The organism is Rheinheimera pleomorphica (genome assembly GCF_011634895.1).
Taxonomy (GTDB): Bacteria; Pseudomonadota; Gammaproteobacteria; order Enterobacterales; family Alteromonadaceae; genus Alishewanella; species Alishewanella pleomorphica.
In genome coordinates this window covers 306,500-330,001 of the sequence record NZ_SIRR01000007.1, presented here as the reverse complement: position 1 = coordinate 330,001, position 23,502 = coordinate 306,500, and the positions used below count along the sequence as shown (strand labels likewise).

General features: G+C 52.0%; 16 protein-coding genes. 8 read left to right on the top strand and 8 right to left on the bottom strand.

Annotated features, from left to right (window positions below):
• The 5 genes from EYB30_RS08475 (at window position 1) to EYB30_RS08455 (ending at window position 7,360) form a co-directional block, all read left to right on the top strand.
• Window positions 1–357, top strand: coding sequence for a DUF2288 domain-containing protein (locus EYB30_RS08475; RefSeq protein ID WP_166838484.1), 357 nt, complete (start codon window positions 1–3; stop codon window positions 355–357).
• 51 nt (window positions 358–408) lie between these two features.
• On the top strand, window positions 409–960 hold the full coding sequence (locus tag EYB30_RS08470; RefSeq protein ID WP_166838483.1) for an acyl-CoA thioesterase: 552 nt from the start codon (window positions 409–411) through the stop codon (window positions 958–960).
• A gap of 494 nt (window positions 961–1,454) precedes the next feature.
• Window positions 1,455–5,627 (top strand): RHS repeat-associated core domain-containing protein, encoded by a 4,173-nt coding sequence (locus EYB30_RS08465; protein WP_166838482.1) that lies wholly within the window; start codon window positions 1,455–1,457, stop codon window positions 5,625–5,627.
• Complete coding sequence (locus tag EYB30_RS08460) at window positions 5,618–6,145, top strand: hypothetical protein (protein ID WP_166838481.1); 528 nt, start codon at window positions 5,618–5,620, stop codon at window positions 6,143–6,145. Before EYB30_RS08465 ends, EYB30_RS08460 begins: the two co-directional genes overlap by 10 nt.
• Window positions 6,146–6,523: 378 nt before the next feature.
• Window positions 6,524–7,360, top strand: coding sequence for a transposase (locus EYB30_RS08455; RefSeq protein ID WP_166838480.1), 837 nt, complete (start codon window positions 6,524–6,526; stop codon window positions 7,358–7,360).
• A 497-nt stretch (window positions 7,361–7,857) separates the two neighbouring features.
• Here the strand turns inward: EYB30_RS08455 and EYB30_RS08450 are convergent, their stop codons facing one another.
• From EYB30_RS08450 to EYB30_RS08440, 3 genes are all read right to left on the bottom strand, one after another.
• Entirely contained in the window at window positions 7,858–8,865 is a 1,008-nt protein-coding gene (locus EYB30_RS08450) for a cupin-like domain-containing protein (protein ID WP_166838479.1), read from the bottom strand.
• Window positions 8,865–10,589: a gamma-glutamyltransferase gene (ggt, locus tag EYB30_RS08445; RefSeq protein ID WP_166838478.1), complete on the bottom strand. Its 1,725-nt coding sequence runs from the start codon at window positions 10,587–10,589 to the stop codon at window positions 8,865–8,867. The genes EYB30_RS08450 and ggt overlap by 1 nt, the downstream gene beginning before the upstream one ends.
• A 93-nt stretch (window positions 10,590–10,682) precedes the next feature.
• Window positions 10,683–11,078, bottom strand: a complete 396-nt coding sequence (locus tag EYB30_RS08440; RefSeq protein WP_166838477.1) for an acyl-CoA thioesterase — start codon at window positions 11,076–11,078, stop codon at window positions 10,683–10,685.
• An 11-nt stretch (window positions 11,079–11,089) separates the two neighbouring features.
• Here EYB30_RS08440 and EYB30_RS08435 point away from each other — a divergent pair, with 11 nt between their 5' ends.
• Entirely contained in the window at window positions 11,090–11,794 is a 705-nt protein-coding gene (locus EYB30_RS08435; RefSeq protein WP_166838476.1) for a 2OG-Fe(II) oxygenase, read from the top strand.
• Between the two features lie 59 nt (window positions 11,795–11,853).
• On the opposite strand, the gene EYB30_RS08430 is transcribed toward EYB30_RS08435, so the two are convergent.
• On the bottom strand, window positions 11,854–13,932 hold the full coding sequence (locus tag EYB30_RS08430; RefSeq protein WP_166838475.1) for a TonB-dependent receptor family protein: 2,079 nt from the start codon (window positions 13,930–13,932) through the stop codon (window positions 11,854–11,856).
• A gap of 274 nt (window positions 13,933–14,206) precedes the next feature.
• On the opposite strand from EYB30_RS08430, the gene EYB30_RS08425 reads away from it, so the two are divergent.
• Window positions 14,207–16,630 (top strand): TonB-dependent receptor domain-containing protein, encoded by a 2,424-nt coding sequence (locus EYB30_RS08425; protein ID WP_166838474.1) that lies wholly within the window; start codon window positions 14,207–14,209, stop codon window positions 16,628–16,630.
• Between the two features lie 35 nt (window positions 16,631–16,665).
• Here the strand turns inward: EYB30_RS08425 and EYB30_RS08420 are convergent, their stop codons facing one another.
• The gene (locus tag EYB30_RS08420) at window positions 16,666–17,124 is read right to left on the bottom strand and encodes a GNAT family N-acetyltransferase (RefSeq protein ID WP_166838473.1); all 459 of its coding nucleotides are present in this window, start codon (window positions 17,122–17,124) and stop codon (window positions 16,666–16,668) included.
• A gap of 194 nt (window positions 17,125–17,318) precedes the next feature.
• Between EYB30_RS08420 and EYB30_RS08415 the strand changes: the two genes are divergently transcribed.
• Window positions 17,319–19,328 (top strand): PhoX family protein, encoded by a 2,010-nt coding sequence (locus tag EYB30_RS08415; RefSeq protein ID WP_166838472.1) that lies wholly within the window; start codon window positions 17,319–17,321, stop codon window positions 19,326–19,328.
• Here EYB30_RS08415 and EYB30_RS08410 read toward each other — a convergent pair.
• Genes EYB30_RS08410 through EYB30_RS08400 form a run of 3 tightly spaced genes read right to left on the bottom strand, consistent with a single transcriptional unit; the run spans window position 19,325 to window position 23,350 of the window.
• Window positions 19,325–21,769: a putative bifunctional diguanylate cyclase/phosphodiesterase gene (locus EYB30_RS08410; protein WP_166838471.1), complete on the bottom strand. Its 2,445-nt coding sequence runs from the start codon at window positions 21,767–21,769 to the stop codon at window positions 19,325–19,327. The two genes, EYB30_RS08415 and EYB30_RS08410, sit on opposite strands and share 4 nt — an antisense overlap.
• A gap of 2 nt (window positions 21,770–21,771) precedes the next feature.
• On the bottom strand, window positions 21,772–22,956 hold the full coding sequence (locus EYB30_RS08405; protein WP_206674597.1) for a hypothetical protein: 1,185 nt from the start codon (window positions 22,954–22,956) through the stop codon (window positions 21,772–21,774).
• A complete protein-coding gene (locus EYB30_RS08400; protein WP_166838469.1) occupies window positions 22,943–23,350 on the bottom strand; it encodes a type 2 periplasmic-binding domain-containing protein in 408 nt (135 codons plus the stop codon). The genes EYB30_RS08405 and EYB30_RS08400 overlap by 14 nt, the downstream gene beginning before the upstream one ends.
• Window positions 23,351–23,502 lie beyond the last annotated feature (152 nt).

The following is a 23,502-nucleotide window of genomic DNA, read 5'->3' as shown; positions in this document are numbered from 1 at the left end:
ATGACTGCCATTACTCCACCGGACGCCCATTTAATTGATGATGAGCACAACCCCGAGCTGATTAAAGCGAAAATTATCAGCGAAACCGCCCGTATTAACTGGCTGGAACTGCAAAAGTTCTACGCTGCCGGCAGTGTTATCAGCGTCGCGCCAGAGCTGGATCTGGTCGAGGTGGCTTTTGCCTTTAGCCGTGATGATAAAGCCCGGGTAGCCGACTGGCTGGCCAGCGGCAGCGTGGGGCGCACCAGCGAGCAGCAGGCGCAGCAGTGGTATCAGCAAAAAGCCGAACTGTGGGCCGTGGTGATTTCACCCTGGATCCTGGTGCAGGACAAACCACTGACGCAACAGCTGAATTAAGCTGCTACACTGGCACAAACAGCTCAAGCCCAAACCTAAGCCCGACAGCCCATGACAGAATTGTATAAAAAAAGCAGCAGCTCGCGTGTCACCTTGTCGCAGCTGATGTTGCCATCACATTCTAACTTCAGCGGTAAAATCCACGGTGGCTATTTACTGTCGCTGATGGACCAAATCGCTTTTGCCAGTGGCTCTAAATTCAGCGGTCAATACTGCGTTACCGCCTCGGTCGACCGGGTTGATTTTCTCAACCCGATTGAAGTCGGTGAGCTGGTGACGTTAAAAGCGTCAGTTATTTTTGTTGGCAACAGCTCGATGGTGGTCGGCATTCGGGTGGAAGCGCAAAACATTCAAACCGGTAAAGTAAAGCACTGTAATTCCTCGTACTTTACCATGATTGCCAAAGACGCAGCAGGCAATAACGCCCGGGTACCACGGCTTATTTTAACCAGCAAAGAAGAAGTGCTGCGCTTTGTTAAAACCACTCAGCGGCTAAAACTGCGCCACAGCTACGCTGAACTGTGCGCCGACTTTGACGGTGATATGCAGCAGGCGATTACGCAAATTACCGCCAATTATCAGGTACAGGTGCAGCTGAGCTAAACCGTAACGTCCATTCCAGCCTTCACTATCTCAGCGCCTTACCGGCGCCCCAAACATCTATTTACTTTTTATTAATAGCATCGTTTAATTTGCAACTTTTATAATCCTGCTGCAACTTTTTATACCGCTATAAGCTGTCGGGCTGAATTTTCTCAGGGATAGACACTATGTTACTAAGGCTTTTAGTTGTGTTACTCATAACGGCAACTGGCTTAGCCGCTTCAGCCGCGTTTGCACAAGGGCAGTGCCCTGATGGCAGTACTTTTTTAGAAGCGGATGGCAAGCATTACTGTGCAACTGCTGCCAATACTGAAGTAGGCTATGTCGTTGGTTATAGAGGAACAAGCTCTGGTGTACATGCGTCCATAGAGGCAGCAGCTACCGAATATGCCAATCTTATATCCCGTTCGTTAACTTATAGGGGGTGCCGAACTACCAGAACATATTCTTATGCCTCCCACAATGAATATGGCTCTGTTGGCTTGGCATACTCGATGCCATGGTCTGTAAATATTATCAATCAGGGTTGCCATTTTATGGGGGTGTCCACCGGCATTGAAGTGGCAATGTGGCGAAAGATAGATGAGCCATGCCCGCCCAGAGACAGGCCTGACGACGGATTCACCCTGCCCTATGATATTGGCTCAACGAAAGTTTGCCTGAAGCAAATTCCTAAACCAGATCCACAAGTTTGTATCGGCAACCCGGTATCTGTTGGCAGTGGCATTAAATTACATTCCGAAACGCTGTATACCGGGCAGGGTCAACACCCGCTGACATTAGAACTGCATTATTCCAGCGAATACAAAGGATGGGGCGGCAGATATCATCAGTTTTTTGATACTGAAGCCAAGGCACTCAGAAAGCGAAACGGATTTTTTACTCCATACCAGTATGCCGGCGTTGTTTATCTGCATGGTGAGATGCGTGACATCTGGAAACCAAACGATGACTCTCAAGATATTCTCATTCAAGAGGCGCATGGCTACTGGCAGTTACAGCGGGCAAGTGGCCAATTTGAAATTTATAATGAGCGAGGTTTCCTGGTACAAGTATCATTTGGTGACAAGCCAACGATAATTCAACACGCAGAAAACGGTGTTGAATTAATCGCTTCGGGTATTACACACTCGTTACACTATAGCGGTAACAAAGTCATAAAAGAAATGCATTCTAATGGTGATACCCTTTCCTACCAGTGGGTAGGTGACTTTATCATTAATGCTATTGATAAAGCGGGTAATGTTTATAATTTCCGTAGAGACATGCATGGCAATCTGGCCACAGTAACCTGGCCTGACTTGCAAACTAAGACATTTCATTATGAAGACAGCAGTAATGCTGGTGCCCTAACCGGTATTTCGTTAAAAGGCGTGCGCTATGCCTGGTACAGCTATAACGAACAGGGCCGGGCGATAGAAAGCCGCCACTTTGAAGGAACCGATAAACACAGCTTTGCGTACTCGGCCGCCCAAACCACAGTAACTAACCCGCTGGACAAACTGACTACCTATCACTACACCGATTTGCAAAGCGACAAACTGGCGCGGATTGAACGGCAACAAAGCAGTTACTGCAGTGGCGGCGCACAACACTACACTTATGACAGCAAAGGGCGTAAACAAACTGTCACTGATTGGAATGGCAACACCACCCGTTACGAGTACTACGACGATGACAAAATTAAAAGCATTACTGAAGCCGATGGCACTAGTTTAGCGCGCCAGACCAAGTACGAATGGCAGCCAGAGGGCAATAAGCTTATCGCTATAGAACGTGATGACATGCGCCAAAGTTTTAGTTATGACACCAGAGGTAACCTTACCGCGGAAACCCTAACCAGCAATGGCTTAAGCCGCACCACCCGCTATAGCTATGAATATTACGATAACCATATTGTCCGGGCTCTGACAGTTACCGATGCCAATAATCATAGTACTGAGTACAGTTTCGATACTCAGGGCAACCTGCTAACCCAAACCAGTGCAACCGGCGAGTTAACAACTTATGCTGAGTATGATGCACTGGGCAAGGCGGGCAAAATCAATTACGCCGATGGCAGGGTACTGCTGCTTACTTATGATAAGCGCGGTAAAGTACTAACCGAGCAATACTACACTGCTGAGATGACAGACACGCCTTATCAAAGTAATCAATACAGCTATAACCGCTTCGGTGAGATTAATACGCTGATAACAACCCCCGGCAACACCACACACTACTTTTATGATCTTAATGGCCGCTTAGCGGCAGAACGCAGTTTAATTAGCGGCACCAATACTGCGCTGGCTGCCATAATCTATCAACGCGACAAGCTGGGCAATATAGTGCAGCAAAGCCAGTATCAGAATATTCAGCTCGGCTCCGGCTCCTGTTCAGAACGCACTAACCCAACAAGTTTACTGGTAACCACAGAGCCATTAACCGGTACTGGCCATGTGCGCTGCGCAACAATAAGCGGCATATCTGAACACTTCCGCCAGCACTATGCTTATACCGAAATGGGTAAACTGCGTGAAATCAGTGATGCTGACGGCAATGTTACCGCCAGCTACAGCTACGACGCCAATGGCAATATGACAGCCATGACCGACGCCTTAGGCAATACTACCAACTATCAATACGATGCACTTAACCGGCTGATTAGCGAGCAAGCACCGGATGCAAGCATTACCGAATACAACTGGCAGGGTGATGCGTTAAATAAAGTCACCGACAGCCGCGACAACGCAACCGAGTACCAGCTGTCGGTTTTGCAGGATGTGGATACGCAAATTAGCCCGGACAGCGGCACTACCGGCTATGAATACGATATGGCGGGTAATGTTATTGCCGCTACAGATGCGCGTGGTATTCGTACCAGCTTTAGTTGGGATGGCGAGGGCCGTTTGCTAAGCAAAGCCAACAGCAGCGTGCATAACTGGCAGTATAACAACGCTACCGGCCAGTTAACCGGCATTAGCGATGATAGCGGCAGCACCAGCTGGCAGTACAATAGCGCCGGCCAGCTTAGCAGCCAGACGGCGATTATTAATGGCAACAGCTACACGCTGAATTGGGCCTATGACAGTTACCAGCGGCCCGGCAGCTTAACCTACCCTGGCGGTAATCAGGTAAGCTACGAGTACAACACAGCCAATCAGCTAAGCGCAGTAATAGTAACTATTGATGGCCAACAGCTAAACCTGCTGAGCAATATCAGCACCCTGCCCTATGGCCCAATTGCCGGCTGGCAGTATGGTAATGGCTTAAACCGTAGCTACAGTTACGACTTAAACTACCGCCTTACCGGCATTAGCACGCCGGGTGTGCAGCAACTGGCTTACAGCTACGCTAATAGCCAAATCAGCGGCATTAGTAACCTGTTAAATACTGCGCAAAACCAAAGCTTTAGTTACGACAGTCTAAGCCGCTTAACCTCAGCCAGTAGCACAGCCAACGGCCAGGATAATTACAGCTACGACAACTTAGGCAACCGCCTAAGCCGCAGCGGCAATGTAAGCGAAACGTATGATATCGACCCGTTATCTAACCGCTTGTTAAGCGTAAACCGGGGCGAACAGCAGCGCAGCTTTAGCTATGACGCTATTGGTAATGTACTTAGCGACACCCGTTTTGACGGTAGCGTGGTTAACTACGTGTATAACAACGATAACCGTATGGTGCAGGCTGGCAACAGTACCTACCAATACAATGCCTTAGGCCAACGGGTCGCCAAAACGGTGAACGGCGTAAGCACACACTTTATCTTCAGCCCTGATGGCCAGCTGTTGGCCGAAGGCACAATGAAGCAATATATCTATGTGTATGGCCAACTGGTGGGCTATATCCACAACAACCAGCTGTACTATGTACACAACGACCACCTAGGCCGGCCGGAAGTAATTACCGACCAAAGCCAGGCGGTAGTCTGGCAAGCGAAGTTAGAGGCGTTTGACCGTTCAGTCCTGAGCACCTCAATCGGCGATTTCAATATCGGCTTCCCCGGCCAATATTGGGACGAAGAAAAACAAAGCTGGTATAACTATTTCAGAGATTATGATGCCACCACTGGACGGTACTTGCAGAGTGACCCGCTGGGGTTATTTGATGGCCCGAATACTTATGGTTATGTATACGGCAACCCGGTGAACTATGTTGACCCGACAGGTGAATTTGCTTGGGGAATACTATTGGGAGCAGGCAATCTCGCCTGGCAACTGTACCAAAATGGTGGAGACATCCGCTGTGTCAAATGGAAAAACGTTGCCATGTGGGGGTTAAGAGGCTTGGGTGCTGGTCTTGGTGCAAAAATTGGCTGGCAAGCAGGTGGGAAGTATGTAAAAGGTTCTGGAATGAACTTCAGCCATATGATTCCTGCAAGAGCAGGTAATAGCCGACTGTTTAACAATAAGTTTGGTAAGTGGTTTTTACAAACTGGTAATAAATGGAATGGTAGATATGTAACCAGAGAGCGACATTACAAACACGATTCATATTATTATGGAAACATGCGTGGAGATAGGCAAAGACGGTTAAATGAGTGGGGGCAGCGATACCCTCAGTCTTTACATGCGCTTGACCGCGTTCCTTATCAGTATCCTGGCGCGCTGGTTGGCGGAGGTACAGGTATCGGAGCCGGTAGTCTTGTACCGAATACTTCTTCTGGAGATTGTGGATGTCAATAGCATCAGAAATGTTAAGAGCGTTGAAGCGACTGATATATTCAGACTGCGAGTGGCTTAGATCTTATGAAATCGAGGCCCTGACAGCATTCTATCTTCACCTAGAAAAGGCTGACAGAAGTAAACTTATCCGCCAATTTGAACATCTTGACATGATTCAACGCTCTCCCAATGGAAAGCTTTTACAGTTTTTCGATGGGTTAGACTCTCTTCGAAAGAACTGGGCCCATGATATAAAAATAATGCCGGATCAATCTGTAATTGGATTCCAGTTCTCGGTGAAAAAAGAACATAGTCTTTATTTGCGCTTTGTTATTTTTCTCGGAAAAGGTGGTTTTGGAGAAATACAATTCATTAGAAAACCGGAGCTCTATCAACCACGGGCACGGAAAACGAAAGAAGTGGCAGATTTATTGAAAGCAGCGTCCGTAGTTGATGGCTTACACACAGTGATATTTGAGAAAATTATTTCCGAAAATGAAGAGTACGACCTTGAGCGAGAACTGGACCTAAAGCCCTAAGTGGCGGGTCACGCACTCCAAGGGTCAGCTCCAAGGGTCAGGTCAGCTCCAAGGGTCAATGCATACGGGGTCACAATGCATACGGGGTCAGGCCTTGAATTTTCAACATACGGGGTCAGTCAACATACGGGGTCAGGCCTTGAATTTTGACTTCGCAGAACGCATACGGGGTCAGGCCTTGAATTTTGACTTCGCAGCGAGAATGGCTATGTTCAGTTATCAGCGCAAAAAATTGCAAGGCGAAGAGCATGGCCAGACCGTTACGGCTGCAATGCATACGGGGTCAGGAACGCATACGGGGTCAGGCCTTGAATTTTGACTTCGCAGCGAGAATGGCTATGTTCAGTTATCAGCGCAAAAAATTGTAAGGTGAAAAGCATGGCCAGACCGTTACGGCTGGAATTCGATGGCGCGTTTTATCACGTTACCGCGCGGGGTAATAGCAGACAGAATATTTACTTCGAACAGGCTGACTATCAGCGGTTTTTAGATACCCTGGAACAAGTATGTCAGCGGCATAATTGGCGTATTCATACGTACTGCCTAATGACTAACCATTACCATCTGTTAGTGGAAACACCAGAAGGCAACCTGTCGGCGGGCATGCAACAGTTAAATGGTGTTTATACCCAATACGTGAATCGACACTATCATCGTTGCGGGCATGTGTTTCAAGGCAGGTTTAAAAGCATTCTGGTTGATACTGATGTTTACTACAAAACACTGGTGCGATACGTGTTACAAAATCCGCTACGCGCTAGCATGGTTACGCAGCTTGTTGAATATGGCTGGTCAAGCTACCGCGCAACAACAGGCAACTGTACTGCTCCGGATTGGCTGGTTGTTGATGACGTATTAGCGTACTTTGATGCTGACAGAGCCAAAGCCGTTGTAGCTTTCGAAGCGTTTTGTGACCACATCGAAGAAACCGGTATTTGGGATAACCTGACTAATCAGATATTTCTGGGTGATGAGACGTTTACCAAAGCTCAGCTGTCGAAATTGACAAGTACTGGTGTAATGAGTGATATCCCCAAAGTTCAACGCAGACCTCCCCCCTTACCCTTGCCTAACTATGAGCAGCAATATAGCAACCGGAACGAGGCTATTTTGGCGGCATACCGCTCGGGAGCGTACAGCATGACCCAGTTGGCAACATATTTTCAGCTGCATGTGTCAACGGTTAGTAAACTTGTGGCAAAATTCAAGGCCTGACCCTGAGGTTAACTATGAGCAGCAATATAGCAACCGGAACGAGGCTATTTTGGCGGCATACCGCTCGGGAGCGTACAGCATGACCCAGTTGGCAACATATTTTCAGCTGCATGTGTCAACGGTTAGTAAACTTGTGGCAAAATTCAAGGCCTGACCCTGAGGTGAAATTCAAGGCCTGCCCCTGAGGTGTGCCCTGAGGTGAAATTCAAGGCCTGACCCTGAGGTGTGCCACTGAGGTGTGCCAAAATTCAAGGCCTGACCCTGAGGTGTGCCTAATGAGACAGAGCGCAGTTTAGAAGAAAAGCTGCTTGCTGCCAGAACAATGAGCGAATTAATCAGTATGATATCCATTTATCCGTAGGAGCCTACGGGGTCAAAGATCTTACGGGGTCAGGGCATACGGGGTCACAGGCATACGGGGTCCGGCCTTGAATTTTTACTTCACCATAAACCAAGGGGCCAAGCTTTAAATCTTGCAAGGCATCCAACGGGCTACATTATTTCAGCTGCGCTGCCAGCCAGCGGTTAATGCCCTGTGCCAGTTGCGGTGTCATCTCGCCTAAAATGCCTTTGGCTGACGCCGGCAGGTGGGCGCCGGGGTCGCCGTTTTCGGCCAGCAGGTAATGCCGCAGCAGCTGCTGCCAGGCTTGCTGCTGTGGGGCAGGCATATGCTTTAAACTGAGCAGGCCGTGTAGCAACATTGGAAACGGCAGAGCGCCAGCGACATAGGTGTCGCTCCACCAGTAGTTAATCAAAGCGTTAAAGCCAGATAACGACTGCACATGGTGCCACCAGGGCGTAGGAATATAGATAGCATCGCCCGGCTCTAGCTCAACCGACAAGGCGCTAGCATAGGCCTGGGCGTATTTAGGGTGAGCGGTTAGATCCGGCTGCGCCATGTTTACCAGGCTAACCGGCTGGCCGGCGGGGGTGAAATCCAGCGGGCCTATATATAAATTGGCCACCTGCTCTGGCGGAAATAACGTAAAGCGCCGCTTACCGGCCACCACTACGGCAATGTTATGCGCTTCATCAAAATGCGCTGGCACGGTTACCGCGTTACCCAGCCAGATAAACGCCTTGGTATCATCTGGCAGCAGCGGGTTATCCAGCACCAGCCCTGGAAAATGCTGTTGCACCGGCACACATTGCACGCAATAACGCTCGCCGTCCGCCCGCTGGTTTAGCATCTGGTTTATTGCCTCGCGCATGCCAAGGCGCTGCGCTCGGTAATTCATGCCGCTGAGGCTATCATTGTAAAACAACCTGCCCTGCGCACTGGCAGGCAGGCTGAGCAGCGCCTGCGGCTGGTCGGCCGTGTGTTGCTGTAGCAGCCGGGCGGCAGCCTGATCAGATTGCCGCGCGGCCTGCACCAGCGGCCAGTGGCGGGCGAAACCACGCAGCACCACTGGCTGGTACGGCTCGATAACACGCTGTGTAAAGTTGTCGGCGTTTACACCTGTAAGCTCGGCCGGCGTGGGCAGTTGCTCTAATGGCAGCGTCATTAATACCCCGCCGCCTGACCGTCTTTGCGCGATTCGGAGGCACCGACCCAAACGCCATTGGCATGATCGCGCATAATGGCCTGATAACCGCCATAGCCACCTAAGCCGTACCGTACGTCGTGGCCTTTTTTCATCAGCTCACGCACCGTGCTATAAGGCACGCCACGCTCTACTTCGATATAGCCGCCGTTTTGCAGATACATATCACTGCCGTCGGTTGGCTCAGTGCTGCCTAAATGCTGCCAACGCGCGGCATCACCGGCTTCCTGCAGGTTCATGCCATAATCCACCATATTCACCAGCACCTGCACATGGCCTTGCGGCTGCATGGCGCCACCCATTACGCCATAGCTCATCAGTGGCTTACCGTCTTTGGTAATAAAGGCCGGAATAATGGTATTAAAGGGCCGTTTGCCTGGCGCATAAACGTTGGCGTGCTTTTTATCCATCGAAAACAGCTGGCCACGGTCCTGAAACACAAAGCCCAGGCCCGGTACCACAACGCCGGAGCCCATGCCACGGTAGTTGCTTTGAATAAGCGACACCATATTGCCGTCTTTGTCGGCGGTGGTCATATAGATAGTATCGCCTTCGTACAAATGCGGGTTACCGGCATCAACCCGCTTTGCCGCTTTATCGCCAATCAGCTTGGCACGCTCGCGGCCATAAGCCTCGGAGATCAAGCCTTGAACAGGCTGCTTGCCAAAGTCGCTGTCGGCATAAAATTTGGCCCTGTCTTCAAACGCCAGTTTTTTCGCTTCCACCAGAATGTGTAAACTTTCAGCCGTGTTAAAACCGCTGGCTTTTAAATCAAAGTTTTTCAGAATTTGCAGCATTTGCAGCGCTGCTATGCCCTGGCCGTTTGGCGGCAGCTCCCACAGCGTATAGCCTTTGTAGTCTACACCTAATGGCTCTACCCAGTCTGAGCGGTGGTTGGCAAAATCGGCAAAGCGTAAATAGCCGCCGTTGGCGCGCATAAAACGGTCTATCGCTACCGCTATCTCACCTTTATAAAACGCATCGCGGCCATCTTTGGCCAGGGCTTTATAGGTATTGGCCAGCGCCGGGTTTTTAAACAGCTGGCCTTTGGCCGGTGCTTTGCCATTTATAGTAAAAGTGCCGGCAAAATCGCCCGGCTGCGGGCTGAGTACCGGCACGCTACGGTCCCAGTAGTAGGCAATTAACTCGCTGACCGGAAAACCGTTGTCGGCATAGCGAATAGCGGGTTGTAAAATATCGGCCATTGGCAGGCGGCCAAACTTTTTATGCAGTTCAAACCAGCCATCAACCGCGCCGGGCACGCTGATCGGCAACATGCCATGCGGTGGTAAATCCTTGCGGCCAAGTTTGTCCAGCTCGTGCGCCAGCATGTCGTAACTTAAACTCAGTGGCGAGCGGCCAGAGGCATTTAAGCCATGTAATTTCTGCGTTTTCGCATCCCAGACAATAGCGTATAAGTCGCCGCCAATGCCGTTACCGGTTGGCTCCATTAACCCCAGTGCGGCATTGGCTGCAATGGCGGCGTCTATCGCATTGCCGCCCTGCTTCATCACATCCAGTGCAATTTGGGTCGCCAATGGCTGGCTGGTCGCGGCCATGGCGCTTTGTGCTATCACCTCAGAACGGCTGGCAAAGCCTTCACCGGTTATGCGATCATAACTGTGCGCGCCGCCACTAAGCGCAAGCGCAACACCGACTCCTAAGCCAAGTAACAGACGTTTCATAACACACTCTCTTTGGTTGTTGTGGCTAAACCCTAACCAGCTGCGCCTTACCATACCAGCCGTTTACGACCAGACCAACGCAGGCTGCGATGTTTATCCTGGGCGCTGGTGAGCCACTAGCTGCTGTTGCTGTGCGCTGCTGATCGCCTTAGCCTTGTTGGCCGCGTAATCAAATTGCACCATTACCGCAGTGCCCGACACCGTTTTAACGCCATTTTGCCAGGCCTCCTGATACACATCGAACGAACTACTGCCAATACGGCTGATATAAGTGCGCAGCTCAACATCGGCCTGAAAATGGGTTTGCGCATGATAATCCAGCTTAATGCTGGCGATAATTAACGGCCATTGCTGTAAATTAAGCTCTGGTGTAAAAATTTTGAAAACATCGCGTCTGGCGCCTTCAAACCAGACCGCAAACACAGTATTGTTGATATGCCCCAGCGCATCCGTGTCAGAGAAACGCGGAGTAATAATTTGTTGCCACATAAGGGACCCCGATGACTGATTTTATTGAAGTGTACGATAATGCGTTAAGCCCGGACTTTTGCCAACAGCTGATCCGGGTATTTGAACAAAGCCCGCATACTGTGCCCGGGCGCACGGGTGGCGGTGTCGATACCAGCAAAAAAGTCAGTACCGACCTTTACCTGTACCAGCATGCGGAGTATCAGAACTTACTAAAAGTGATCTGGCAGGCCAGCACCCACTACGCCTGCGAGTACTTTAAAAAATACCATTTTGCGCTGATAGGCCCGGTTGGCTTAACCATAGCGCACCCCGATACCGGTAAGCCGGTCGCCATTACTGATGATAATTTTGCTGAACTTGGCGCGCCAAAAGCGATGGACTTTATTCGCGCCATCTATCGGCTGGGGCCTATTCAGGCGCAAAAATATCAGGCGGGCGTCGGTAACTATGGTTACTGGCACAGCGAAGTCTACCCGCAGCAAGGCAGCACTGAGCCGCTGCACCGAGCGCTGCTGTTTATGTTTTATTTAAATGATGTGGCAGAGGGCGGCCAGACTGAATTTTACTACCAGAATAAAAGCATTCAGCCCAAAGCCGGCCGCATGGTGATAGCCCCGGCCTATTTTACCCATACCCACCGTGGCTGCATTCCGGTGTCGAATGACAAATACATTTTAACCAGCTGGATTTTATTTAACCCGGCCGAACAAATTTATGGCCCGCCGCAGCGCTAAAAAAATGGGGGCATAAAAAAGGGTCAGAGAACTCTGACCCTTTTTAGTGTAAGGCTACATTAGAACTGGTAACGCACACCCAGCTCGAAAGAGCGCTCTGGCCCAACGTAAATCCCCTGGCGTAAGCCGGTGATATAACGCTTGTCGGTCAGGTTTTTCACTGCGCCAAACACACTGATGTTATCCGCCAGGTTATATTGCGCGGTTAAATCCAGCACAGTGTAAGACGGCATTAAACCGCCCCAGATACCGCCGGCAGCATTGGCCGGAATATCAGTGCGATTGGTCGGGTCGCCGTATTGCTCGCCGCGGTGATGCGCGCTGATCGCCGCTGTTAACTGCTCCAGCTGATAATTCAGTGCCAGGTTAGCAATAAACTTCGGCGCATACGGCAGGCGGTTGCCGGCGTTGTCACCGCTTTTAAATTCAGACGTTGGTACCCAGGTAGCGTTAGTATCCAGGCTGAAACCACCGCCTAACTCATAACCCAGCATAAATTCCATACCACGGTGTTCGGTTTTACCCGCGTTTGATTGTGACAGGTTAGGGTCGCTGTTACCGGTAACCACCTGATTGCTGAAGTTCATCACAAAAGCGGCAACTTCATAGCTTAGCGCACCGTCTTTACCACGCAGGCCCAATTCAAAGTTAGTTGAACGCTCACCGTCTAACTGCTGATCGGTTAAGCCGTCCAGCGCGACACCGTTAGACGCCGGAGAGAAGGCACGATACACGCCACCGTATAACTGGGCAGAGTCGGTTAAGTCGAAGGTTGCGCCGACACCGGGTAACCATTCGGTATTACTGGTTGTGGCGGTGGCATTATCGTCGCTTAACACCACCCGGGTCTGCTCGTAGGTTTCTACCCGCAGGCCCGGCGTTAGCGCCAGGCGCTCGGTCAATTCAATACGGCTTTGCGCATAAGCGGCAACGCTGTCTGCCGAATCAACAATATGGCGGTCATTGACGCCGGTGCGCTCTGCGCTGCGTACTGCCCGAATGCGGGTGTCGTTGGCTTCTTCCTGCATATAGCGGGCGCCAAATTCACTGCTGGCTACCAGGCCGAACAGGTCATGCTCGACGCTTAAACGGGTTTCAATGCCAACACGGTCAAAAGCGCGGTTATTACCGGTTAAATCATCGGTATAAACCCAGCGGCCGGCGTCATTTGAGGCGGCGGTGTCGACCGCATAACGCCAGTAATCGCGCGTCATTTCGCTCCAGTACAGCAGGGTCTTTAGCGTCGTGCTGCTGGATAAGGTCCATTCATGGTTGATATCAATAGCCGTACGGTCGGTTAAAAAGTAGTCATCCGGTGCCGGGTTATAGTCGGCGCCGGCCTGATAATCGGCCAGCAGCAGGCCACGGTAAGAAATATTGGCATCGTTTTCATGCCGCGACGCTTTAATCCCCAGCTTATGGCTGTCGCTGAACACCACACCGGCTTTGGCCATCACGTCGGTCATTTCATAATCTTTGTCCATAAAGCCATCACTGGTGGCATGGGTAGCAACGACACCGGCGAAGGCATCACCCGACTGGCTCTTGCCACCGGCCTCAACGCCAACTTCACGCAGGTTAAACGAACCGGCCCGGGCAGATAATTTTACGCCGTCGTCCGGGGTTTTGGTCTGGTAGTTCACCACACCGCCAATGGTAGAAGGGCCATAGCGCAGTGAGGCAGAGCCTTTTAACACTTCTACCTGCTCAACGCGCTGAATACGCGGGTTGAAGTAACGATCGTTGCCGATAAACAGCCCTGGCGCTACCGGCACACCGTCTTCTAACATTAGTGACTTGGACTCGCTGGCCGACAAACCACGCATGCCAAAGTTAGACACTATTGAAGTTTCTTCTTCACTTTTAATATTAATGCCCGGAATACGGCGCAAGATATCTTCAGTCGACAGCGGCTGAATTTGTTCAATCTGGGTGCGATCAATCACCACCACAGTACCGGTTTGCTCTAACAGTACCGGCGCGGCTTCACCAACAACGCGGATCACTTCCAGCGTTGGCATAATGCTTTTGCGCTCTACCGCGGCCTCAGCGTTAGGTGCTTGCTGCTGGGCTGCAACACTTACCGAGGCAGTGGCTAATGCCAACGCCAGGCTCAGACGGGATAATTTAACCTGCATAAAAACTCCGTTTATTAACTAGTAAGCTTGAATGCGCGCAATTAGAACACAGCAAAAAATACGAATCAATCTCATTTGATCTACGACTACGAAGATTATCTTTAACTACCACCAAAGACATAAACCTTGTTGCCAAGTGGCGGCAGGCAATTAACCTGTGCAAAATTCCAGTTGATCTTGATAATGATAATAATTATCATTCGCTACATTGATTACATAAATGTCACTGTCATCAGGCACGTCTGCCTGCATCTCACCCTTAAAGGAGTTAACAATGTTGTTTCGCCCCACTGCGCTGGCCTGCGCCGTTGCTGCTATATTTACCCTGCCAGCCGCACATGCCAGGCTGGCTGCCGCTGCACCTGATTACAATATGGAAGTCATCGTGGTGACAGCCTCAGGCTTTGAGCAAAAGCTGATAGACGCACCGGCCAGTATTTCGGTTATTACGCAGGAAGATCTGGTTAAACGGCCTTACATCACTCTGCTGGACGCGGTTCGTGATCTGGAAGGTGTCGATATCGGCGAAACCCGCGATAAAACCGGCCAGGGCACTATTAGCATGCGCGGTATGGGTTCAGACTACACACTGATACTGGTGGACGGTAAACGACAGAACAACCACGGTAATATTTATCCGAATAACTTTGGTGGTAACCAGTTTGGCCATATTCCGCCTCTGGACGCCATTGACCGGGTTGAGGTGATCCGTGGCCCGGCATCGACACTCTATGGTGCCGATGCCCTGGGTGGCGTGATCAACATTATTACCAAAAAAGTGACAGATACATGGCAGGGCTCCGTCAGCCACAGCCGTACCAAACAAACCGACGATGCCTTTGGTGAAGATATCACGACCGATTTTAACCTGATGGGGCCATTAATCCCCGGCATTTTGGGTATGTCAATTCGCGGCAGCGTATACAACCGCATGGCCTCGACGCCGGAATATGCGCCTATTCAATACCCAAACGGTGAAGTGCGTCAGCGTTCACTCGGCTTTGGCAGTGGCGGCAAAACGGTCGATAACGACAATGAGGCATTGGGTGGCCGCTTAAGCTGGACTCCCGCCACCAACCAGACAGTGTGGTTTGATGTTGAGACCTCAACCCAGGATTACGACAATACGCCGTTGATTAACGACGACGGTGTGCGCCAGTACCCGCTGGGCACCGTCGATAATATCGACAGTGTCTGGTTATCCGGCAACTTCTGCCGGGGTGGCAGCGGCAACCGGCAAGCCGCCTGTGAAGAGAGTGGCGGCGAATGGGCGCGACGGGCCAACCCGCGGGTAGGCTACAGTGCCACGCAGCAATTTACCCGTGACACCTGGTCACTGACCCATGAAGGTCAATGGGATTTTGCCAACAGCTTTGTGTCGTTATCTTATGTCGATACGCAAAACCATGGCCGTACCCTGCCATTTACCACCAGCGAGCGTGAATTGTTGCTAACGATGATCGACGCCAGCGGCGACTATGCCGGCCTGCCGGAAGACGAGCGGCGCGATATTGCGGCGGCCACCTTCCTGCCCCGGCCAAAGCGCGTAATGGCCAGCAGCCAATACACGCTGGACATTAAACTGGATATCCCGTTTGCCGCCGCAGGCCAGCATGTACTGGTAACCGGGGTACAGATGATCCGCGGCGAGCTGGAAGACAGTGTCTTTGGCATGGAGCAAGGTACACCGGGTGGCGTGCAGGACAATAATATGTGGTCGGTATTTGCTGAGGACAGCTGGGATGTGCTGCAGGACTTTACCTTAACGGCGGGTTTACGCCATGACGATCATCAGGTATTTGGCAATCAGCTTAGCCCACGCTTATATGGTGTTTACAGGTTAAACAGTGAATGGACCCTTAAAGGCGGTATCAGCACCGGCTTTAAAACACCACAAACCACCCAGCTGTACAACGGCGTAGTGGGTTTTGGTGGTCAGGGCACGTCGCCGCAATACGGCAACCCGGATCTGGCCGCGGAAACCAGCGTGTCCACTGAGCTGGCGGTATACTGGAACCATGCCGACGGCCACAACGTCAACCTTACCGTGTTTCAAAACGATTTTGACGATAAAATTGCCTCGCAGCCCTGCGGTGCCACAACCAACATCGCATGCGTCAGTACCGGCGACTATGCTGATTTAGGCTACGCCACCAGCAGCAAAACAGTGAATATTGATAAAGTGACAATTCAGGGGGCCGAGCTGGCCGGCCGCTGGCTGATTAGCGACAGCCTGGCCTTGCGCGCCAACTATACCTATACCGACAGCGAGCAAAAAAGTGGCGCCAACAAAGGCCAGCCACTGGGCAACAGCGCCAAACATATGGCTAACCTGACGCTAAACTGGCAAGCCAGCGAGGTACTGGATATATTTCTGACGTCTGAATACCGTACTAAGCGTTTCCGCTCCTGGGATAGCATTGCCGACAAAGCGCTGTATTACAAAGGCTATAACGTATTCCATCTGGGGGCGTCGTATCAGGCCAGCGAATCCGTGACCTTTAACGCGCGCATTAATAACCTGTTCGATCAGGATTTCACCTCATACGACCTGGCCTTTAGCGCATGTGACGACACATCCGCCAACTGTGTGGTCGATGCCAATGGTGCCAACGGCTATGTCGCCACCTATCTGGATGACTACAACAATAAAGATAAAGCCCGTAACTTATGGCTGGGCGTGAACGTCCGTTTCTAACCCTGGAAGTGGGGGCAGAGGGCTCTGCCCCCTTTTTAATTGAGTACTGGCTTAATCATTTTTAAATGCGGAATATCATCTTCCAGATAAGGCTCGCTGGCCGGTTTAAAGCCAAGCTCCTGATAAAACTGCTGCAGATAGCACTGAGCAGAAATATGAATATCCGTATCTGGCCACAGCTCTGCCGCGACGCTTAAGGTTTTTTCGACCAACACCTGGCCCAAGCCTAAACGCCTTGCTGTTTGCGCCACACAGACCCGGCCAATCCCCGGGAAGTCGGCAAAGCTGACATCCGGCGCCAGCACCCGCGAGTAAGCGATGACCTTATCGCCTTTCTTTAACAGTACATGCCGGGTGTCGGGGTGTAAGTCTTTATCGTCCAGCTCCGGGTAAGGGCAGTTTTGCTCGACGACAAATACATCTACCCGCAGTTGTAACAGGCTATATAGCGTTACAGTGTCTAATTGGGCAAAAGTAAGAACCTGCCACTGCATGTTGTTGTGCTCCCTGACCATATAAAGCTGCCACTATAGCAGACGAAAAAGCCCGCTGCCCATAGCCAAAACGCCCTTCGCCTTAAAGCTGTCACAGTATCATCATATAAATGCTATTTTTTTGTAACCAGACTGACATTTATTCCGGCTGTAATACTGCCAGCATAAAACGCGCTTTAGCCCGGAGAATAACAATGTCAAAACCAACAACCGATGTCAGTATCGACAACTCAGGTGTCGATCCGCAAACTAATTTTTCACTAAACCCCACCTTTGCTGCCATTGTCGACAGCCGGATGGCGCGGCGTAAATTTCTTAAGGGCAGTATGGGTGCAGCCGTAGCCGCTTTTATCGGTGGCAGCCTGGCCGGTTGCAGCAGCAATAATGACGGCGAGCCTGCGCCAGTGGTAACGCCCGTTGCCACGCCCGCCTTATTAGGCTTTACCGCTGTGGCGGCCGGCAGGGCCGACGCCATAGTGGTACCACAAGGATACAGTGCCAAAGCCTTTTTACCCTGGGGCACCCCTCTGACCGGCAGCTACCCGCCGTTTCTGGCCGATGCCAGCAACAGCGGTAGTGAGCAGGAGCAACAGGTTGGCATGCACCATGACGGTATGCATTTTTTCCCGATCGATAGCCGCAGCGGCGGCACCAGTTCAACAGAGGGCTTACTGGTATTTAACCACGAATATATCGACCATAACCTGATCCATAGCAACGGCATTGATACTGTGCCCCGTATTGCCGACCAGGTGCGTAAAGAAATCGCTGCCCACGGCGTGACGGTGGCGCATATTCAGCGTCAGGCCAACGGTGACTGGGGCCTGGTCGCCAATAGCCCGTTCAACCGCCGTATTACCGGCGCCACACCAATGCAGCTGGCAGGCCCGGTGCGCGGCAGTAGCAAGGTGGTGACAAAATACAGCCCGGATGGCAGCGCGACCCGCGGCACTTTAAACAACTGTGGTAATGGTTTTACGCCCTGGGGTACCTATTTAACCTGTGAAGAAAACTGGGCCGGCTACTTTGTCAACACCGATGCCGAGCAACCGCGTGAGCATAGCCGCTATGGCGTTTCAGACAACAATGGCCGCTACTTCTGGGAAACGGCGACGCCACAGGCTGATGTTTACCAGCGTTTTAATGCCAGCAGCACTGGTGCCACAGCCGCAGACGATTACCGCAACGAGCCCAATACCTTTGGCTGGATAGTCGAAATAGACCCCTTTAACCCCGACAGCGTGCCACAAAAACGCACTGCGCTGGGCCGCTTTGGCCACGAAGGCATTATTTTTGGCAAGCTGGAAGAGGGCAAACCGGTGGTGTTGTATTCTGGTGACGACTCGCGCTTTGAGTACATTTACAAGTTTGTCTCCCGCGCACCTTATTATAAAAACACCGCCGGTGGCCATTTACTGAATGAAGGCACCCTGTATGTCGCACGCTTTAACGACGATGGCAGCGGCGACTGGCTGGCGCTGGACATTAACAATGCCGACTTTATCGCCAAAGCGGCCGCAGCCGGTGTCAGTTTTGCCGATCAGGCCGATGTGCTGCTAAACACCCGCTTAGCCGCCGATGTGGCCGGTGCTACCAAGATGGACAGGCCGGAATGGGGTGCGGTACACCCTGAAACCGGCGAAGTGTACTTTACGCTAACCAACAACAGCCGCCGCACAGCCGAGCAGGTCGATGCGGCTAACCCCCGTGCCGATAATACCGAAGGCCATATTATCCGCTGGCATGAGCGTGATACGCAGGCGGCGACCACTTTTGACTGGGATATCTTTTTGCTGGCCGGTGATGTCGGTACTGAAACACCGGGTACAGACCTCACGCTAAGCGCAGAGAACCACCTGGCCAGCCCGGACGGCCTGTGGTTTGATAAAAATGGTCTGTTGTGGATCCAAACCGATATGAGTGGCTCGCAACAAGGTGAAGGCCCCTATGGCAATAACCAAATGTTAGTGGCCGACCCGGTTACACGGCAAATAAAACGCTTTTTAGTCGGGCCAACCGACTGCGAAGTCACCGGCATTAGTGCCACCCCGGATATGAAAACGCTGTTTGTGAATATTCAGCACCCGGGTGACCGCTCCACACCGGGGAACTTCACCAGCCACTGGCCAGACGGCGGTACAAACCGGCCGCGCTCGGCTACTGTGATCATTACCAAAGATGACGGCGGTGTCATCGGCAGCTAATAGTGTTTGGCCGGCAGAGCGTTAAGCAACGCCGCCGGCCAGTGTTGTAGCTGCACCTGCTGCACTACAAAAGCGGTTAGCTGTTGCTGTGGCAGCGGCCGGGAAAAATAATAGCCCTGCACTAAATCACAGTGGTGTTGCAACAGCAGCTGCAGCTGCTGTTGTGATTCCACCCCTTCAGCGACCACCTTTAAGCCCAGCTTATGCACCATGGCAATGGTCGATGCCACTATCTGATAATCCGAGTGGTTGTCCAGCATACCCAACACAAAGCTCTTATCAATTTTAATGGTACTGACCGGCATTTGCTTCAGGTAGTTTAATGAGGAGTAACCGGTGCCAAAATCGTCAATGGCAAAGGTAAAGCCCTGCGCTTTTAATTGGTGCATCACTTCCAGCGTCTGGCTCACCTGACTTACCAGGGTGCTTTCAGTCAGTTCCAGTTCAAACATATCGGCGCTGACAGCATACTGCTGCAACAAAGCGGCAAAACGCTGCGGCAACTCCGGCTGTAAAAACTGCGCTGCCGATAAATTTACGGCGATAACGCAGTCACTAAGCCCTTGCTGCTGCAGGGCGGCAGCCTGCTGGCAACAACGCTCGAACACCCAGTAACCGACGTCAATAATCAGCTGGGTCTGCTCCAGCACACTGATAAAATCGTCCGGTGCGACGATACCGCGCTGCGGGTGCTGCCAGCGCAGCAAGGCTTCAAAACCCGACAAACGGCCACTAAGCAAATTAACCTGTGGCTGAAAGCTGAGGCAAAATTGCTGCTGCGCCAGCGCCTGGCGCAATTCAGCTTCCAATTGCAGCCGGTTGGCTAAATCGGCCGACATTTGCTCGTTAAACCAGAAGATCGCATTGCGGCCATTGTTTTTCGCCTGATACATAGCCAAATCGGCGCGGCGTACCAGTTCTTCCGCGCTGACGCTGCTATCGGCAGTAATGCTGACGCCAATACTGGCTGTTAGCGTGATACTACCCTGATCCAGCACAAATGGCTGGCTAAACAGCGCTAATACACGTTCAGCCATCCGTTCAGCCTGTTGCTGCTGTGACACATGCGGCAACACTATGGCGAACTCATCGCCACCAAAGCGGCATAGCACTTCAGCAGCTGACACCACAGTGCGTAAGCGCAATGCGGTCTCGACCAGTAATTGATCGCCCACGGCATGGCTGCGGCTGTTATTAATATTTTTAAACTTATCCAAATCCAGAAACACCAGCGCGACCGAGCCGCTTTGCTGGGCCAGCATCGCCAGCGCCAGCTGCAACTGATATTGCAGCATATTACGATTACCCAGGCCGGTAAGCTGGTCAAACATCGCCATCCGTTCCAGACTGCCGGTTTTCTCTGCTAACTGCAAATCCAGCGTTTCCAGATCATCACTCAGCCGCTGCACGGCGCTGCTAAACTGGCTTAACTCGTCGGCAATTAACTCGGTGCTTTGGCCGCTGCGCTGACGAAACTCGGCATAACGCCGCTGGGCCAGCAACGGCAGCGCCTGTGCCAGCAACAAAATGCGCCGGCTGATGCGACGGGTAAGCAGAGAAATCAGCAACAACATGGCAATAAAGCAGCCGGCGGCCAGCCATAACACTTTGTGCTGATAACGGCGGTTTTCTTCAATAATGTCGCTGACATCTTCCAGCATCAACAGCAGATAGTGCTGCTCGGCTTGCTGGTTCAGCGCCAGCAAATGCAGGTAATAATGTTGCTGCCCCAGCGTGACCACCTTGCCTTGCTGGCGCAATGCCTGTAGCGACGTGCCTGGCGCCAGTTGCTGGTAGGCCGCGCGGATCAGCATAGCGTCCGATGCCTGCAACAGGCCGGGCGCCGGCTCGACCTTAGTGTTTAACACCGCAACGTCAGTGGCCAGTGTTTGGTGCAGGCTGAATAATACGTCAGTGATATCCGTATTCAGCAGCAATACTGCTATATCACCATGGCCATTTAGCAGCGGCAAACTCAGCAGCTTATAACAACTTTGTTCATCACAACGAATTTGCGATTGTGGCCGTTGTTGCGCCAGTGTGCTTTGCAGCAGCGACATACCGCCCGGGGCAATAGCGCCGCCGCTTTGCAGCAATAGCTGTTGATCGGCGCTGAACATGCTAAGCTGGCTGACCGCAAAATGGCTGTGTAGCAGATCTGCCTGCTGCACTAACTCAAAAGCAAATTCTGTGAAGCTGTCAGCCTGATCTAACCGCTGTAAATCGGCATAACTTTGCAACCAGGTCAGTAGCTGTTGTTCTACCGCTCGGTTATACACCGCAAAATACTGCTGGCCCTGTGCCTTACGCTGCGCCTGCTGCCGCACAAACTGTTCATTCATATGCAGCAAGGACAAACTGGTAAAACCAAATAGCAGCAACAGCAGCATACTTAGCAGCAGCAACAGCATTTTCCAGGACAAACTCAGGTAACGCGGCATCGTCAGAACCTGTACATCAATTGCATAGCATACAACTGCCAGTATTCACGGCGGTTGGTCAGCACATCGGGTTGGATCACCGGTGTCAGGCGGGCGGTGCCACGGTTCCAGTGTATTTCTGCCTGCAACCTTATCCTTGCGGTTAAATCGACACTCACTCCGCTGGCCAGCGTATGCTGGTAGGCAAAATAGGCTGGCACTGCGCCACCGGTTTGGGCACTAAAAGCCCGGCCCCAGCGGTCGTCTTTTTCCAGCACCATATAATCCAGCCAGCTAAACCAGCGCCAGGCTGGCGAAACACGATACTGCGCCAGCAAGTAGCCGCCCTGGCCCAGCTGCTGCCGGGCAAACTGCGGGCTAAAAAAGCCATTGGTCTGCAGCCGCTCCTGTTGCAGCTCGGACGCCAGTTCCCAATGCTCGCCCTGATAACGCATATTCAGCATCACCCGCTGCACCTGAAAATCAGCCGCGCTGATAAGCTCTGTCGCGGCCGGCGTATAGGTAAAGGCGGCATCCTGCAACACCAGCCCAACACTAAAGGCACTCAGCTGTGGCTGCCAATACAGACTGGCTTTATGATCGCGGGTTAAATCGGTGCTGCCAGTGGTGTTATGCCCCAGTAATAAACGGCTCTGGCGCGACGATATCGGCACTGTGCCCAGGCTCCAGTTAAACGTCAGGTCGCCATGATCGGCCGAATGCCGCAGTTGCAGCGCCATGCCGTCAGAGCCGACGGCAACATCACGAAAGCCATCAAAATATACCGATTGTGGCAACACTATCGACGGCCGGGTAAAGGGCACGTCACGGGTACTGGAATAGAGCCAATGCTGATTTTTCACCCGCCCCAGATACAGGTTGGCCTGCCAGGCGTCGCTGTTATAAAACGCCCAGTCGAGAAATAAATAATCCAGCCGGGCGCCGGTCGGGTAACGGTTGCCGCCGTTCAGATACACCAGTTGGCCGGCAAGATGCCATGAGGGCGATAAACTGTAGCGGCCATTTAGCCCGACTTCTGTCAGTTCGGCCGACAGCCCGCCGTCGTTGTTGACAAAGCCACTGTCAGGCGCGCTGATCAGCCCCTGGGCCACAAAACCCTGCCAGGCCAGATCATGCGCCAGCACGCTACTGCCCAGCAAGCTGCTAACTAAACATATCAGGGCGGAACAAGCATTAGTTTTCAACACGTAGCTCCTTCAACGCTGGGTGAGGCAGATTAGCCTCGGCATAGCCTATCGCGCCGGGCGTGCTGCGCAGTAACTGCAACATGGCCGCCATAGATTCAGCCTGCTGCGGCCGGACACCGGTGCCGGAGAAGCTGTGTTTATCCCAGATGGTATTTAACTGATAGGGAAACAACTTTAGCCGCTGCCGGCTAAAACGCTGATGTAGTTCAGACTGCTCTGGCAGCACTATAACCCGCACGGCAGTACCGTTGGGCCACTGCGTCTGGCGCAGGGTAAAAATATTTCGCAGTTGGCTCTGGCTGATACTGTCCAGCGGCACCTCAGGGTGCACCAGCACTGTCGTGGCGCTAAGCGTAAGGTGCCAGCATAAGCACAGCAGCAGCAACCAACGCATCAGACTACAGCCCTATAAATTAACACCGATAGCAGTAACGTTTTATTCACGGTTTTATCTTTACTGTGATAAAGCCCGCTGTGTCAGCGGGCGAAGACGATAAAAATCAGTCTAGCAGAGGAGTTCTAATTCTGCTGTCTTTACCTGAATGA